Annotated in this window: 12 protein-coding genes; 4 read left to right on the top strand and 8 right to left on the bottom strand. The window is 69.0% G+C overall.

The features are described 5' to 3' along the window. Position 1: 1 nt before the first annotated feature. Both wecB and tlpA read right to left on the bottom strand, forming a co-directional pair. The gene (wecB, locus tag ACT535_RS09105; protein WP_168458585.1) at positions 2-1,204 is read right to left on the bottom strand and encodes a non-hydrolyzing UDP-N-acetylglucosamine 2-epimerase; all 1,203 of its coding nucleotides are present in this window, start codon (positions 1,202-1,204) and stop codon (positions 2-4) included. Between the two features lie 277 nt (positions 1,205-1,481). Then, on the bottom strand, positions 1,482-2,282 hold the full coding sequence (gene tlpA / locus ACT535_RS09100; protein ID WP_476364129.1) for a thiol:disulfide interchange protein TlpA: 801 nt from the start codon (positions 2,280-2,282) through the stop codon (positions 1,482-1,484). Positions 2,283-2,298: 16 nt separating this feature from the next. On the opposite strand from tlpA, the gene argH reads away from it, so the two are divergent. From argH to lysA, 3 genes are all read left to right on the top strand, one after another. Further along, positions 2,299-3,696 (top strand): argininosuccinate lyase, encoded by a 1,398-nt coding sequence (argH, locus tag ACT535_RS09095; protein WP_476364128.1) that lies wholly within the window; start codon positions 2,299-2,301, stop codon positions 3,694-3,696. A 98-nt stretch (positions 3,697-3,794) separates the two neighbouring features. Further along, entirely contained in the window at positions 3,795-4,109 is a 315-nt protein-coding gene (gene lptM, locus ACT535_RS09090; protein WP_168458588.1) for an LPS translocon maturation chaperone LptM, read from the top strand. 124 nt (positions 4,110-4,233) lie between these two features. Beyond that, positions 4,234-5,499 carry a diaminopimelate decarboxylase gene (gene lysA / locus ACT535_RS09085; protein WP_476364127.1) on the top strand — a complete coding sequence of 422 codons (1,266 nt, stop codon included), beginning with the start codon at positions 4,234-4,236 and terminating at the stop codon, positions 5,497-5,499. A 31-nt stretch (positions 5,500-5,530) separates the two neighbouring features. On the opposite strand, the gene ACT535_RS09080 is transcribed toward lysA, so the two are convergent. The 5 genes from ACT535_RS09080 to ACT535_RS09060 all read right to left on the bottom strand — a co-directional run bounded on the left by ACT535_RS09080 (position 5,531) and on the right by ACT535_RS09060 (position 12,473). Then, entirely contained in the window at positions 5,531-6,862 is a 1,332-nt protein-coding gene (locus tag ACT535_RS09080) for an EAL domain-containing protein (RefSeq protein ID WP_168458590.1), read from the bottom strand. A gap of 202 nt (positions 6,863-7,064) precedes the next feature. Continuing rightward, positions 7,065-9,773, bottom strand: coding sequence for a bifunctional acetate--CoA ligase family protein/GNAT family N-acetyltransferase (locus ACT535_RS09075; RefSeq protein WP_476364126.1), 2,709 nt, complete (start codon positions 9,771-9,773; stop codon positions 7,065-7,067). A gap of 94 nt (positions 9,774-9,867) precedes the next feature. Continuing rightward, entirely contained in the window at positions 9,868-10,257 is a 390-nt protein-coding gene (locus ACT535_RS09070; protein WP_168458592.1) for a response regulator, read from the bottom strand. A gap of 139 nt (positions 10,258-10,396) precedes the next feature. Further along, on the bottom strand, positions 10,397-11,035 hold the full coding sequence (gene fixJ, locus ACT535_RS09065; protein WP_168458593.1) for a response regulator FixJ: 639 nt from the start codon (positions 11,033-11,035) through the stop codon (positions 10,397-10,399). Then, positions 11,028-12,473: a sensor histidine kinase gene (locus ACT535_RS09060; protein ID WP_476364125.1), complete on the bottom strand. Its 1,446-nt coding sequence runs from the start codon at positions 12,471-12,473 to the stop codon at positions 11,028-11,030. Before ACT535_RS09060 ends, fixJ begins: the two co-directional genes overlap by 8 nt. Positions 12,474-12,656: 183 nt before the next feature. Here ACT535_RS09060 and ACT535_RS09055 point away from each other — a divergent pair, with 183 nt between their 5' ends. Continuing rightward, positions 12,657-13,412 (top strand): helix-turn-helix domain-containing protein, encoded by a 756-nt coding sequence (locus ACT535_RS09055; RefSeq protein WP_168458595.1) that lies wholly within the window; start codon positions 12,657-12,659, stop codon positions 13,410-13,412. A gap of 159 nt (positions 13,413-13,571) precedes the next feature. On the opposite strand, the gene hemN is transcribed toward ACT535_RS09055, so the two are convergent. Further along, a complete protein-coding gene (gene hemN / locus ACT535_RS09050; protein WP_476364124.1) occupies positions 13,572-14,999 on the bottom strand; it encodes an oxygen-independent coproporphyrinogen III oxidase in 1,428 nt (475 codons plus the stop codon). Between the last annotated feature and the right edge of the window lie 30 nt (positions 15,000-15,029).

Genomic DNA, 15,029 nt, shown 5'->3' with positions numbered 1-15,029 from the left:
GTCAGTCTCTCACGAGCAGGGCGTCGAGGCCGGCGGGACGCCGAGGAGCGGACGCGGCAGGCGGGGATTGGAGGGGGGAGAATTCCTGCACCGGCCGCCCGCAGATGCAGTCCACGATCCGGCGGCAGGCCTGCCCGTCGCCGTAGGGGTTGATGCGTCCGGCGTAGGCCGCATAGGCCGCCGGGTCGTCGAGAAGGCGTGACACCGCGTTGACGATGGCGGTGCGGCCCGTGCCCACGAGCTGGACCGTTCCGGCGTGGACCGCCTCCGGCCGCTCCGTCACCTCGCGCATGACGAGGACGGGCTTGCCCAGCGCGGGCGCCTCTTCCTGCACGCCGCCGGAATCCGTGAGCACGATGTGCGAGCGCTGCATCAGCCGCTGGAACGGCAGATAGTCGAGCGGCGGCACGAGATGCACGTTGGGCCGGCCGGCGAGCGCGGCCGTCACCGGTCCCTTGACGTTGGGATTGAGGTGGACCGGATAGACGATCTCCACGTCGCCGCGGTCGGCGATCTCGTCCAGCGCCTCGCAGATGTTGCGGAATCCGTCGCCGAAATTCTCGCGCCGGTGCCCGGTGACCAGAAGGATGGGCCGGCGCGGATCGAGCTGCGGGAGTTCGGCGTCGATGGTCGCACGCAGGTCCGGATCGGCGTCGAGGCGACGCTGCACGGCCTGGAGCGCGTCGATCACCGTGTTGCCGGTAACGAAGACCTGCCCCTCGAGCTGCTCCGACAGAAGATTGTCGCGCGAGCCGGGGGTGGGCGCGAACAGGAGATCGCAGCACAGATCGGCGATGCGGCGGTTCATCTCCTCCGGGAAGGGCTGGCCGAGATGGTAGGTGCGCAGGCCCGCTTCCACATGCCCCACCGGAATGCGGCGATGGAAGGCGGCGAGCGCTGCTGCCATGGCGGTGGTGGTGTCGCCATGGACCAGCACGCGATCCGGCTTCACGTCCTCCAGCACACTGTCGAGGGCGGCGAGGGCCCCGCCGGCAAGGCGGTTCAACCCCTGATTGTGAGACATCAGACCCAGATCGAAGTCGGGCGTCAGGTCGAAGAGGCGGAGAACCTGGTCCAGCATCTCCCGGTGCTGTCCCGTGACACAGACCAGCGACTGAATGGTCGGCTCGCGGCCCAAAGCCCGCACCACCGGCGCCATCTTGATCGCCTCAGGGCGCGTTCCGAAAATCGATAGTATTTTCAATGGTCGCCACCGGTGATTCGACTTCGAATGAACGCGCGCAAGCGTGCTGTCAAGAGCAAGATATACCAGCTCATTTCGCGCAAATGAAAAAGGAGTGAAAGAAAGGTAAACGGCAGCGCTTCGCCGCCGCCCCGGCCGCGCCCCGATTCCCCATCCCCCTGGTTGCAGAGCACTCTGCCGCCCGAAGGTTGCAAGAGCTTTAAGCGGGGCGATATTTTTGCACTTTGGGAAGTGGCTAACGCCGCTGGGGCAGGTCCCCCTGCCCCCAAGCTACAGCTCAGCGGGTGGTTCCGGCATCCGCCCGGCCGGCGCCGATGGCGGCCTTCACCAGCGCTTCGGCATCGGCACCGCCCCATTCGGCCGGGCCTGCCAGATAGGCCATCTCGCAGCCGTCCCGATCGACGAGGAGGGTGGTGGGCAGGCCGAAGCCCCGCCCCACGCCGCGCAGGGCCTGGAAGGTCTTGGTCGCCGGATCGGCATAGAAGGCGAGGCTGTTCACGCCGATTTCCGACAGGAAGGCGCGCGGCTTGTCCGGATCGCGGGTATCGAGATTGACCGCCACCACGGCGAAATCCGGCCCGCCGAGCCGCTTCTCCAGATGGTCGAGGGCCGGCATCTCCTTGCGGCAGGGCACGCACCAGGTGGCCCAGAGGTTGAGCAGCACCACCCGACCCTTGAAATCGGCCAGCGTCACCGGCTTGCCCGCGGCGTCGGTGAAGGTGAGTGGCGGCAGGCGGCGCGGCTCGCTCGCCAGCGCGAGCGCCGCAAGCTCGCCCTTGGCGAGGGGCGCGAAGGCCCGCACCCGCTCCACGGTTCCGGTGCAGGCGGGATCGGCGGCGGCGACCGAAGGGGCGGCGGTGGGCACGTTGGCCACGCTCTGGCCCTGCGGCGCATTGCCGGGGAGGCGGTTCATCCCGTATAGGGCGAGCGCGCCGGCCACGGCGCCCGCCAGCGTCGCCAGCGCGACCACGCCGATCGTCCTCACCGCGGAAGAGCGCCTCACCACCGGCGCACCCGGCCCGGGGCCGGTTGCCGTGTCCTGAGAGTCTGTCGCGCGGCTGTCGTCGGCATTGGTCATCACCGGAGGGTCCGTCATGAGCAACAAGATGTGGGGCGGGCGCTTCAGCACTGCCCCCGACGCCATCATGGAGGAGATCAACGCCTCCATCGGCTTCGACCAGCGTCTTTATGCGCAGGATATCGCCGGTTCCAAGGCGCATGCGGCCATGCTGGCCGCCCAGGGCATCGTGGCGGCGAAAGATGCCCAGAAGATCACCAAGGGTCTAGACACGATCCTGTCAGAGATCGAGGCGGGCAAGTTCTCCTTCCGGCGCGAGCTGGAGGACATCCACATGAACGTGGAATCGCGCCTCGCCGAGCTGATCGGCGCCCCAGCCGGCCGCCTCCACACCGCCCGCTCGCGCAACGATCAGGTGGCCACCGACTTCCGCCTCTACGTGCGCGACACGGTGGATGCCCTCGACGCCCAGCTCGCCGATCTCCAGCGGGCGCTGGCCGAGAAGGCGCTGGCCCACGCCGCCACCGTCATGCCCGGCTTCACCCATCTGCAGACCGCCCAGCCGGTGACCTTCGGCCACCATCTGATGGCCTATGTGGAAATGGTGGCGCGCGACCGCAGCCGCTTCGCGGACGCGCGGGCGCGCCTCAACGAATGCCCGCTGGGCTCAGCGGCGCTGGCCGGCACCTCCTTCCCCATCGACCGCGAGGCCACCGCCGCGGCGCTCGGCTTCGACCGGCCCACCGCCAACTCGCTCGATGCCGTCTCCGACCGCGACTTCGTGATGGAGACGCTCTCGGCGGCGTCTATCTGCGCCGTCCACCTCTCGCGCTTCGCCGAGGAGGTGGTGATCTGGACCTCGCCGTCCTTCGCGCTGGTGAAGCTGTCGGATGCCTTCACCACCGGCTCGTCCATCATGCCGCAGAAGCGCAATCCCGACGCCGCCGAGCTGGTGCGTGCCAAGGCCGGGCGCATCATCGGCGCGCTCACCGGCATCCTCGTGGTCATGAAGGGCCTTCCTCTGGCCTATGCCAAGGACATGCAGGAGGACAAGGAAGGCGCGTTCGACGCCTTCTCGGCCCTCTCGCTCGTCATCGCCGCCAGCGCCGGCATGGTGCGGGACCTCGTGCCCGACGAGAAGCGCATGGCCTCTGCCGCCGGCCAGGGCTATTCCACCGCCACCGACCTCGCCGACTGGCTGGTGCGGGCGCTGAACATTCCGTTCCGCGAGGCGCACCACATCACCGGGCGCATCGTGGCACTGGCCTCCGACCGCGGCATTGCGCTGCACAAGGTGCCGCTCGAGGACATGCAGGCAGTGGACAAGCGCATCACCGGCGACGTCTTCTCCGTGCTGTCCGTGGTGCGCTCCGTGCGCAGCCGCACGAGCTACGGCGGCACCGCGCCGCAGCGGGTGCGGGCCCAGGCGCGGCGCTGGCTGAAGCGCCTCGGCGCGGCCCCGGACGCGAGCTGATGCGGACGGGCAGCAGCCCCCGGTCGCCCCGGGGGCTCGCCTTTACCGCAGCGCGGGCTATAGTGGCGCCGACCTTGATGCCAATGGCACGGACGAAGATGCGAACCCTTGCGACCCTGATGGCCCTTTGCGGCACCCTCGCCCTCGCGGCGTGCGGGGTGAAGGGTCCGTTGGAGCCCCCGCCGGGCGCCCACGCGGCGCCCCCGCCGCCCAAGCCCGCCACGGCCACGGCCGCCGCGGACGGCGCCGTTCCATATACCCCGCCCAAGACAGCGGCGGAGTTCAACGAGAGCGCCGTGCCGCACGCCTCCTGGGAGAAGAAGAAGGCGGCAGGCTCCACCAACAGCTCGGACAAGCTGCTCAAGGGCATCGACCGCCCCGACCAGCCGCTCCTCATCGACGGCCTGCTCTGATCCGCAGGCCCGAAGGCCACGCCCAACGGCCTTCCGCACAGCAACCCCTCCCTCGCTCCCCGGCGCCCGCCTGACGGCGCCGCCCCGGCCGGCGCGCAGAACGAGCCTTCGACAAGCCGCCCCGATGCACCATTTCGACTATCGCAACGGCCGCCTCCATGCCGAGGACGTGGACCTCACCCCCCTCGCCGCCGAGGTGGGCACGCCCTTCTATTGCTATTCCACGGCCACGCTCGAGCGGCACTACCGCGTGTTCATGGAGGCGTTCGCCGGCCGCGACGTGCTTTTGTGCTACGCGCTGAAGGCCAATTCCAACCAGTCCGTGATCTCGACCCTCGCCCGCCTTGGCGCGGGGGCGGACATCGTTTCCGCCGGGGAGCTGATGCGCGCCCGGGCCGCCGGCGTGCCGGGCGAGCGCATCGTCTTCTCCGGCGTCGGCAAGACGCGGGAGGAAATGGGCGAGGCGCTCGACGCCGGCATCCTCTGCTTCAATGTCGAGAGCGAGCCTGAACTCGATGCCCTGTCCGAGGTCGCCCGGTCCAAGGGCGTGACGGCCCCGGTCTCCATCCGCGTCAATCCGGACGTGGACGCGAAGACCCACAAGAAGATCTCCACCGGCAAGTCGGCCACCAAGTTCGGCATCCCCATTTCCCGCGCCCGGGACGTGTACGACTACGCCGCCCGCCTGCCGGGCCTCGCCATATCAGGCGTGGACATGCATATCGGCAGCCAGATCACCGACATGGCGCCGTTCGAGAATGCCGTGACGCTGCTCGCCGAGCTGGCACGCGACCTCATGGCTGCCGGCCACAAGCTGCACCACATGGACCTCGGCGGCGGGCTCGGCGTGCCCTATGCCGCCTCCGACCCGGTGCCGCCCTCCCCCGCCGCCTATGCCGAGGTGGTGGGCCGGGCGCTCGGCGACATCAAGCTGCCGCTGGTGTTCGAGATGGGACGGATGCTGGTGGCCAATGCCGGCATCCTCGTCACCCGCGTGGTCTATGTGAAGAAGGGCGAGGGCAAGACCTTCGTGGTGGTGGACGCCGCCATGAACGATCTCATCCGCCCCACCCTCTACGAGGCCCACCACGACATCGTGCCGGTGGCCGAGCCGGCCGCGGACGCCGCCGTGGCCGTGGCCGATGTGGTCGGTCCGGTCTGCGAGACCGGCGATTTCCTGGCCCTCGACCGGCCGCTGCCGGAGGTGAAGCCCGGCGACCTGCTGGCGGTGATGACGGCGGGCGCCTATGGCGCCGTGCAGTCCGGCACCTACAACACCCGCGCCCTCATCCCCGAGGTGCTGGTGCGCGGACCGGAGGCGGCGGTGGTGCGCCCGCGGGTCGAACCCGCGGCATTGATCGCGCTGGACCGGCCGGCGCCCTGGCTCTGATCCCGCCGAAACAAGGCGTAGCGCGAGCGCTTCAGCTCGCCAGCCGGCGCTCGGCGATATAGGCGCGCAGCGCCTCTTCGGTCATGGGGCGGCCGAGATAGAAGCCCTGCACCTCGTCGCAGGAATCGGCCTTCAGGACGGCGAGCTGGCTCTCCGTCTCCACACCTTCCGCTACCACCTGCATCCCCAGCGCGCGGCCGAGGCCGAGGATGGCCTGCACAATGGCGAGCGCGCCCTTGCTCTGGTCGAGGTCGCCGACGAAGCGGCGGTCGATCTTGAGTGCGTCGAACGGGAAGGTGCGCAGATAGCCGAGGGAGGAATAGCCGGTGCCGAAATCGTCCATGGACAGGCGGACACCGAGCTTCTTCAGCCCTTCGAGGATGTCGAGCGCCTTGTCGGTATTCTCGATCAGCACGCTCTCGGTGATCTCCAGCTCCAGCCGGTGAGCCGGCAGCCGGGTCGCCTTGAGCGCCGATTCCACCGTGCCCACCAGTTCCCCATTGCGGAACTGGACCACGGAGACGTTCACCGAGACGTTCAACTCGGGCAGGCGGGAGATCGTATCGCAGGCCTTGCGCAGCACCCATTCACCGAGCGGGATCACAAGACCGCTCTTCTCGGCGATGGGCACGAACTCGTCGGGGGCGAGGCGGCCGAGCTGGGGATGGTCCCAGCGGATCAGAGCCTCCACGCCGAGCAGTTCCAGCGTGCGCGCGTCACAGCGCGGCTGGAACAGCAGCACGAACTCATCGGACACGATGGCGCGCCGCAGGTCGCCTTCCAGCGTCCGGCGCCCGGCCATCTCGTCGTTCATGTCGGCGGCGAAATAGCAGCAGGCACCCGGCCCCTCCTGCTTCGCGCGGTTGAGGGCGAGCTCGGCGCAGTGGATCAGGCTGTCGGGCTCGTGAGCGTCGAGCGGCGCGAGCGCGATGCCCATGTCGGCCTGCGGATAGGCCACCGCGCCGGAGGGCAGCGCCACCGGAACGCTCAGCGCCGCCTGCAACCGACGGTGGAGGCCGTCCACCGCCTTCGAATCGGCGAGGCCCGTGGCGATCAGGATGAATTCGTCGGCGCCGACTCGGGCCACGAGGTCGTTGTCGCGCACGCAGCGGCGCAGCCGGCGCGCGGTCTCGGCGAGGATCAGATCGCCCGAGGCCAGGCCGTACATCTCGTTCAGCTGACGGAAATTATCGATGTCGAGCGCCAACACGGCGAGCGTGCGCCGGCCCTCCTGCGGCGAGCTGAGCGCGCCGGCGAGGAATTCCATCATGAGAAGGCGGTTCGGCAGACTGGTCACGGGATCATGCAGCGCAAGATATTCCGATTGCCAGGGGCCTCGCGCTACTTCATTGGCATCGCTCACGATTCACTCTTGCCGATCATGGCGACGGCGTTCCCGTTCCCTGCCATCAAGCGGATGGTCGGGCGGCCTCCGGCGCATCTTTTCCTCCCCCGAACCCTTCCAGCGCTCGTCGTCGCCGGTTGTCCGAGCTCGGAAACCAACGGCATCGTGGAGCCTCCCCGGAGCGGTGGCAATAGGGATATCGCCGCAAGGTTCACAGCCGTCAAGCTTCCTCTGGTATTTGGACACCAACGGGCGACGGCACGTCCAGGTTGAGCACCACGCGCATCACCGAGGGATCCTCGCTGCCCGGCGTCGCCTTGAAGCCGAGGTCCTCGGCGAGGCGCAGCATGGGGCCGTTCTCACGCATCACGTCTCCGAACACCTGCCTCAGTCCCCTCTTCCTGGCATGGGCGAGAATCTCGCTCATCAGCTGGAAGCCGAGGCCTTTGCCCTTGAAATCGGACCGAACCATGATGGCGTATTCGGCCGCGTCGTTGTCGGGATCGGCGATGATGCGGACCACGCCGCAGATGTCGCCATTGTCCTCCTGCGCCACGAAGGCCATCTCGCGGTCGTAGTCGATCTGTGAGAGGCGCGCCGCCATCAGGTGCGGAAAGTCCTTCACCGAGCCGAGGAAACGCATGCGCACGTCCTGCGGGTCGGAGCGATGCACCACGTCCACGAGGCCGGGCTCGTCCTCCGGGCGGATCGGCCGCAGCGCCACCGTGGAACCATCGGTCAGGTCCAGTTTCTTGGACATGTCGGAGGGGTAGGGCTTGATGGCGAAGCGGTGGGTGCCCTCCACCCGCGTCGGATGCACCACGATGCGGGCGTCGAGGGCGAGCACGCCGTGCTCGTCGGCGAGCAGGGGGTTGATGTCCAGCTCGGCGATCTGCGGCAGGTCGGCCAGCAGCTCCGCCACCTTCACCAGCGTGCCGGCCACCGCATTCATGTCGGCGGGCGGGTGGTCGCGATAGCCGGCGAGCAGTTTCGCCACGCGGGTCCGCTCGATCATCTCGCGGGCCAGCACGCCATTGAGCGGCGGCAGCGCCACGGCACGGTCGCCGATGACCTCCACCGCCGTGCCGCCCTGCCCGAACAGCACCACCGGGCCGAACGTGCTGTCGTAACCGATGCCCGCGATCAGTTCCTGGGCGTTCGGCCGGCGGATCATCGCCTGCACCGTGAAGCCCTGGATGCGCGCGCCGGGGCGCTTCTCCGCCACCGAGGCGATGATGGCCCGGCAGGCATCCTCGACGGCGGCGCACGTGCGCAGGTCGAGCCGCACGCCGCCCACGTCGGACTTGTGGGTGAGGTCGTGGGACAGCACCTTCACCACCACCGGAAAGCCGATCTCCCCCGCGAGGCGCCCGGCCTCCTCGGGACTCGATGCGATGCGGGTGTCCACCACCGGAATGTCATAGGCGGCCAGAACCGCCTTCGCCTCCACCTCGGTCAAGGCGGAGCGGCCGGCCGCGAGAACCCCCTCCACCAGCCGTCGGGCGGCAGGGCGGTCGGGCTCGTCGAACGAGCGCGCCGGCGGGGTCTCCATCAGGAGGGTCTGGTTGCGCTGGTAGGCCACCAGATGGCCGAAGGCGCGCACCGCCTCGTCCGGCGTGTCATAGGTGGGAATGCGGCGGGCGGCGAAGCGGCGGCGGGCGTTGGCGGCCGCGCTCTCGCCCAGCCAGCAGGTGAGCACCGGCGCCCGCGGGCGGGCTTCCAGAACCGCCATCACCCCTTCCGCGGCGGCGCTGCTGTCCGACAAGGCGTTGGGGGCGTGCAGAACCAGCACGGCGTCCGAGCCCTTGTCGGCGAGCAGCGCCTTCAGGGCGGCGCCATAGCGCGCGCCGTCCGCATCCGCCTGGATGTCCACCGGATTGGAGCGCGACCAAGTACGGGGCAACGCCTTGTCCAGGGCTTCCACCGTTTCCGGCAGCAGAGTGCCGAGCCGGCCGGCGCTGCCCTCCAGCGCGTCCACCGCCACCACGCCGGCACCGCCGCCATTGGTGAGGATGGCGAGCCGCTCGCCGGCGAGGCGGATGCCGGCAGAGAGCGTCGTCACCGCCTCGAACAGCTCACGCATCTCGTGGACGCGCAGCATGCCGGCGCGGCGCAGGGCGGCATCGAACACGAGGTCGCTGCCGGCGAGCACGCCCGTGTGGGACAAGGCGGCCTGCGCCCCGGCCACGCTGCGCCCGGCCTTGATGACGATGACCGGCTTGGCACGCGCCGCGATGCGCCCTGCCGACATGAACTTGCGGGCGTCGGCGATGCTCTCGACATAGAGCAGGATGGCGCGGGTGGTGTTGTCGAGGGCGAGATAGTCCAGCAGGTCGCCGAAATCCACGTCGGCCTTCTCGCCCAGCGCCGCCACGTGGGAAAAACCGAAGCCGCGGGCGTGGGCCCAGTCCAGTACAGCCGCGGTCATGGTGTCGGACTGGCTGACGAAGGCCACATCACCCTTGGCGGGCATCAGGTGGGCGATGCTGGCGTTGATGTGGGCGCGGGTGGAGATGAAGCCCAGGCCGTTGGGCCCGATGATGCGCAGGAGGTGCGGACGCGCCGCGTCCAGCAGCGCCTGGCGCTGCTCCGCCCCGTCGAACTGCTCGCCCGGCCCATAGCCGGCGGGCAGCACCACCGCCGCGCGGCAGCCCTTCTCACCTAGCTGGGAGATGACGCCCGGCACCTGGTCCGGCGGCGCGGCGACCACGGCGAGGTCTACCGGGATCGGCAGGTCCGCCACCGAGGCGTAGTTGAGCGAGGAGCGGATCGCCCGCTCCTTCGGGTTGACGGAGAGGATGGGCCCCTCGAATCCCGCCTCGAACAAGTTGCGCGCAGCCAGCGCGCCGACGGTGCCGGTACGGTTGCTGGCGCCCACAAGGGCAATGGCACGGGGATGAAAGAGGGCGTCGAGATTGCGCGTGGTCATGGCGGCCTCGATGCTTCGGGCCCGGCCTCAGGCTCGGCCCGGCGGTCCGTCGTTAACGCTAGGGAAAACGGGGCAAGTGGGAAAGGCGAAATCGTCAGCAGGGCCGCGAGCGCGCGAAGCTGTCGCGCACCGCCTCGGCCAGCTGGTTGCCGAGGAGCGGCTTCTCGATGATCGCGACACCCTGGTCGGTGGCGCGCCGACGCACGTGCAGGGCGGGATTGCTGGTGATGAGGAAGGCGGGGAGATGCACGTGGCGCCGGTCAAGCTCCCGCAGCAGGTCAAGACCATTGAGTCCCGGGAGATTGTAGTCCACAATCATGCAACCACCGCAGGAGATGTCGGCCGCAAGCACATCCTCCGAGCGCGCATAGGTCTGCACGTTGAAGCCGTCCACTTCCAAGGCAAATTTCAGTGAATTGCAGACCGCCGGGTCATCGTCGACGATATGGACGACGAACGCGGGCGGCTCTTCCGACGCCATCATCCCATCATTTCTCCCACGACCCGCTCGCGGGTCTGCGTGGTCGGTCTGTGCCAACCTACTTTGGGAGGGGGTCGGGGGCCTTGCGTTAGATCAAGCCCTCACTGGCCGAACGGGATGAAAGAGCAGAACGGTACCCCGGTCACGCCGGTCGCGGCGCGATGCCGGCGAGCAGAGCCATGCGCACCAGTTCCGACAGGCTCTGCGCCTTCATCTTGGTCATCACGTTGGCTCGGTAGACCTCCACCGTGCGCGGGCTGATGCCCAGCTCGTAGGCGATGGTCTTGTTGGCCTGTCCGGCCACCAGACATTCGAGCACCTGCCGCTCGCGCTGCGACAGGCCGCCGATGCGGTCCACCACCTGCTCGCGCATGGCGTCGTGCTGGCTGGTCTTCTGGCGGCGGTCGAGCGCCGACTTCACGGTGTCGAGGATCGCCACGTCGTCGAACGGCTTCTCGAGGAAGTCCGCGGCGCCGAGCTTCATGGCCTCCACCGCCAGCGGCACGTCGCCATGGCCGGTCATGACGATGACCGGGACGCTGGAGCCCTTGTCCTTCAGGTGCTGGAGCAGGTCGATGCCGGTCATGCCGGGCATCCGCACGTCGGTGATGATGCAGCTCGCGGCCGGGTCGGCGGCGGGCAGTCCCGCCTCCACGAACAGGCGCGCGGATGCGTGCTCGTGCACCACGTGGCCGGCGGTCGAGAGCAGGAAGGCGAGGGATTCGCGCACCGCATCGTCGTCGTCGATGACGTGGATCACCGCTGTCTCCTGCTCAGTCATGCACCGCCTCCGCATCGCCCACGGCGCGGAGGGTGAATCGGAATACGGCGCCGCCGCCGGGATTGGGCTCGGCCCAGATGCGGCCCCCGTGCGCCTCGATGATAGTGCGGGAAATGGAAAGCCCCACGCCCATGCCGTGCCGCTTGGTGGTGACGAACGGCGTGAACAGCTGCGCGCCCACCTCCGCGGAGATGCCGTGCCCGGTATCCGAGACGCTGACCATCACCATGTCGTCCTCTACCGCCTCCGTCCTGACCAGAAGCTGGCGACGCGGTGTCTCCATCATTGCCTCCAGGGCGTTGCGCATCAAGTTCAGCAGCACCTGCTGGACCTGCACCTTGTCCGCCAGCACGAGATCGCACTTGGGGTCGTAGAGGAAGCGCACCTGAATACCATGTTCCTTCGCCCCGACCAGGGCGAGGGCGCTCGCCTCCTCCACCAGCTTGGCGAGGCTCTCCACCCGCCGCTCGCTCTCGCCGCGGGAGACGAAATCCCGGAGGCGGCGGATGATCTGGCCGGCGCGCAGGGCCTGCTCGCCGGCCTTCTCCAGCGCCCCCTGGAGCAGTTCCACCCGCACGGTCCCGCCGTCGAGAAGGCGGCGCGAACCCTTGATGTAGTTCGCGATCGCCGACAACGGCTGGTTGAGTTCATGCGCCAGCGTGGAGGCCATCTCGCCCATGGCGGTGAGGCGCGAAATATGAACCAGCTCGGCCTGCAGCTCCTGCAGGCGGGCCTCGGTCTGCTGCCGTTCGGTCAGGTCGCGGATGAAGCCGGTGAAGAACCGCTCCGAAGCGGAGCGCATCTCGCCCACCGCCAGCTCCATGGGAAAGGTCGTGCCGTCCTTGCGCTCGCCCACCACCACGCGTCCGATGCCGATGATCCGGCGCTCGCCTGTGGCAAGATACCGCGCGATGTAGCCGTCGTGTCCCTCGCGATGGGGGGACGGCATGAGCACCGAGACATTCTGCCCCACCGCCTCGGCCGCGGTGTAGCCGAACAGACGCTCCGCCGCGGTGGAGAAGGAGCGCATGATGCCGCGCTCGTCGATCACCACCATGGCGTCCGGCACGGTATCGAGGATGGAGGAGAGGTGCGCCTCGCGGGCGAGCAGGTCGCGATCGCGCGCCGCCGCATCGAGCCGGGTGCGGCGCAGGCGCTCGCCGAGCACCGCGATGCCGAGCCCCACGGCAAGGAACAGCGCCGGCGCCGCCAGATCGAGCCGGGCATCGAGACCGGCGAGGCCGCGCAGCGCGACACTGCCGGCAAAGGAAACGGCGACCGCCGCGCCACCCGCCACGAGGCCTCGCCCCGACACCAGAATGATGACCGCCAGTTGCAGCAGCAGCGCGTCGCCGCCGAGCGGCTGGAGCCCGGCAACCCGGCACAGCAGCAGGGCGACGAGCGCCGCGGCCGCGCCGCGCACGGCATCGCCAAGCATCTGCCCTCTCCCGCGCGCCACTGCCCCGTCCTCCACCGCCAAAGCCATGCCGACCGCCAATCTATGCGACGTCCCGCCCCTACGTAATAGTACCTAAGGGGACCGACTTAAGTGTTCGATCCGAATTTTTCCCGTGCGTTCCGCCGGTTATCCCTTTCTCAACTCCGATGGAAGGGTCAACCGATGCCGAGCCCCGCAGCAGCGATCGCCCACAAGACCTATGCCCAGCCCCGGGCCTACAGCAGCAAGTCCTACGCTGAACCCATGGCTTCCGCACGGCCCGCCCATCGCTGGACCGAGGAGGCTGACACGCGAACCCCCACCGAAGTGGTCGCGCGCCTCGGAGTGGTTGCGAGCTATGCCCGCAACGCCGAGATTTTCGGCGAGGATCAGCCGGCCGAAAACCTCTACATTGTTCTGTCCGGTGCGGTGCGCATCTGCAAGCTGCTCGGCGATGGCCGGCGCCAGATCGAGACCTTCTGCCTGCCCGGCGACGTGTTCGGCTGGGAGATGACCGGCCGCCATCGCTTCTCCGCCGAGGCGGTGAGCGAATGCAAGATCGTGCGGGTGAAGCGCTCGATCCTGTTCTCCCGCGCCTCCGACGACGCGGAACTCGCCCATGCCCTGTGGGCGCTGACCGCGGCCGAGCTTGGCCGCGCCCAGAATCACCTGCTCGTCCTCGGCCGCAAGACCGCCCAGGAGCGGGTCGCCACCTTCCTCCTCGACATGGCCGAGCGCGCCGGCGCGGGCCAGGGTCCGAACGGGATCGAGGTGACGCTGCCCATGTCGCGGCAGGACATCGCCGACTTCCTCGGCCTCACCATCGAGACCGTGTCGCGCACCCTCACCCATCTCGAAGAGATTTCCGCCATCGCCCTGCCGTCCTCGCGCCGCGTGGTGCTGCGGGACGGTGCGACGCTGAAGCGCCTGAATTCCTGAGTTCTTCCCCCGGCACGCTGCGCTCTCTCCGATTAGCAGCGTTCCCCCTTGGCCCGCTCCGGCCTCCCGGCCTCAGCGGGCCTTTTCTTTTGTGGGCTTGAGTTGATTGGATTTGGTTCGCTGGGCTGAGCCCCGGACCTGCGTCCGGGGCTGTCCAGCCTAAACGGCCGCCGCGTGCCGCTTCTTTTCCGGCGCCGCCGCCCGGCTCGCCACGAGGCGGGCATCGAACACGGCGCAGACCACCCGGGTGAAGGGCCGCGCCGCCTCCGGCACTTCGACGACCGTGCCGCGCCGCACCGCCAGCCCGTCGGCGATCAGGGGCTCCAGCGCCTCGAACTCGTCCGCGAACGTCTCCGGCGGGAAGCCGAAGCTTCGGCACGCGGCGTCGAGATCGACCGCGAGGTCGCACATGAGGCGCTCGATGACATGGCGCCGCAGCCGGTCCTCGTCGCTCACGGCGATCCCCCGGGCGATGGGCAATGCCCCGGCCTCCACCGCTTTGTGCCACTGGGGCGTGGCGGGAAGATTCTGCACATAGCCCTGGGGCATCGCCCCGATGGCCGAGGCGCCGAAGCCGATCAGAACCGGCGCGTCGTCCGTCGTGTAGCCCTGGAAATTGCGCTTGAGCGAGCCCTCGACGGCGCGGCGCGCCATCGGATCGTCCACCTTGGCGAAATGGTCGAGCCCCACCGCCTGATAGCCATGCTCCGCCAGGATTCTGGCGACCATCTCCGCCTGCGCAAGGCGTTCGGCAGGACCAGGCAGGGCCGCCTCGGGGATCAGCGCCTGATGCTTCTTCATCCACGGCACATGGGCATAGCCGAACACGGCGATGCGATCGGGATCGAGCGCCAGCGCCGCCTCCACCGTGCGGCGCACGGACGCCTGATCCTGATGCGGCAGCCCATACATGAGATCGAGGTTCAGCGCCGAAATGCCCGCCGCGCGGAGCGCGTCGGCGACCTGCTGCGTCTCCTCCAGCGACTGGTGGCGGCCGATGGCCTCCTGCACCGTCGGGTCGAAATCCTGCACGCCGAGGCTGGCGCGGTTGAAGCCCTCGCGGGCGAGCACCGCCACTTTGTCCGCGTCCATCACCCGGGGGTCGATCTCGATGGCGATCTCAGCATCGTCGGCGAAGGCGAAGACATCGCGCAGTGCCAGCATGAGCGCGGCGAAGTCCTCGTCCGCGAGCATGGTGGGCGTGCCCCCGCCAAAATGCAGGTGGCTGAGCCTCATCCGTCCCGGCAGGTGGCGGGCGACGAGGCCGATCTCGTCCACCAGCCGGTCGGCATAGGCCTTCACCGGCGTGCGGCTGCGCGCCACGGCGGTCTGGCAGCCGCAATAGAGGCACAGCTCGGCACAGAATGGCACATGGATATAGACGGAAACCGTGCCGTCGGGCCGCAGCTCCTGGAGCCAGCGGGCGTAGGTCGCGGCATCGACCTCCGGGGAGAAATGCGGCGCGGTGGGGTAGCTGGTGTAGCGCGGCACCGGCTGCCCATAGCGGGCGAGGAGGGTATTGGTATCGGGGCAGATCATGCCGCGACGATGCCGCCCGCGGCCGGCCTGCGCCTTGATGTGGCGCAAGCCCTTGTTCCCTCACGCGCTTGTTGCCTC

The sequence above is a fragment of the Xanthobacter sp. DMC12 genome (genome assembly GCF_056314105.1).
Note: the sequence above shows the minus strand (reverse complement) of the source record. Positions and strands in the feature narration are given on the sequence as shown.

What these genes read in the sequence shown, in the direction of transcription:
- ACT535_RS09075 (WP_476364126.1), bottom strand. Translation starts at nt 9,773, where the DNA reads ATGACCACGCGCAATCTCGACGCCCTCTTTCATCCCCGTGCCATTGCC.
- fixJ (WP_168458593.1), bottom strand. Translation starts at nt 11,035, where the DNA reads ATGACTGAGCAGGAGACAGCGGTGATCCACGTCATCGACGACGACGAT.
- argH (WP_476364128.1), top strand. Translation starts at nt 2,299, where the DNA reads ATGAGCAACAAGATGTGGGGCGGGCGCTTCAGCACTGCCCCCGACGCC.
- ACT535_RS09055 (WP_168458595.1), top strand. Translation starts at nt 12,657, where the DNA reads ATGCCGAGCCCCGCAGCAGCGATCGCCCACAAGACCTATGCCCAGCCC.
- lptM (WP_168458588.1), top strand. Translation starts at nt 3,795, where the DNA reads ATGCGAACCCTTGCGACCCTGATGGCCCTTTGCGGCACCCTCGCCCTC.
- lysA (WP_476364127.1), top strand. Translation starts at nt 4,234, where the DNA reads ATGCACCATTTCGACTATCGCAACGGCCGCCTCCATGCCGAGGACGTG.
- tlpA (WP_476364129.1), bottom strand. Translation starts at nt 2,282, where the DNA reads ATGACCAATGCCGACGACAGCCGCGCGACAGACTCTCAGGACACGGCA.
- ACT535_RS09060 (WP_476364125.1), bottom strand. Translation starts at nt 12,473, where the DNA reads ATGCTTGGCGATGCCGTGCGCGGCGCGGCCGCGGCGCTCGTCGCCCTG.
- ACT535_RS09070 (WP_168458592.1), bottom strand. Translation starts at nt 10,257, where the DNA reads ATGATGGCGTCGGAAGAGCCGCCCGCGTTCGTCGTCCATATCGTCGAC.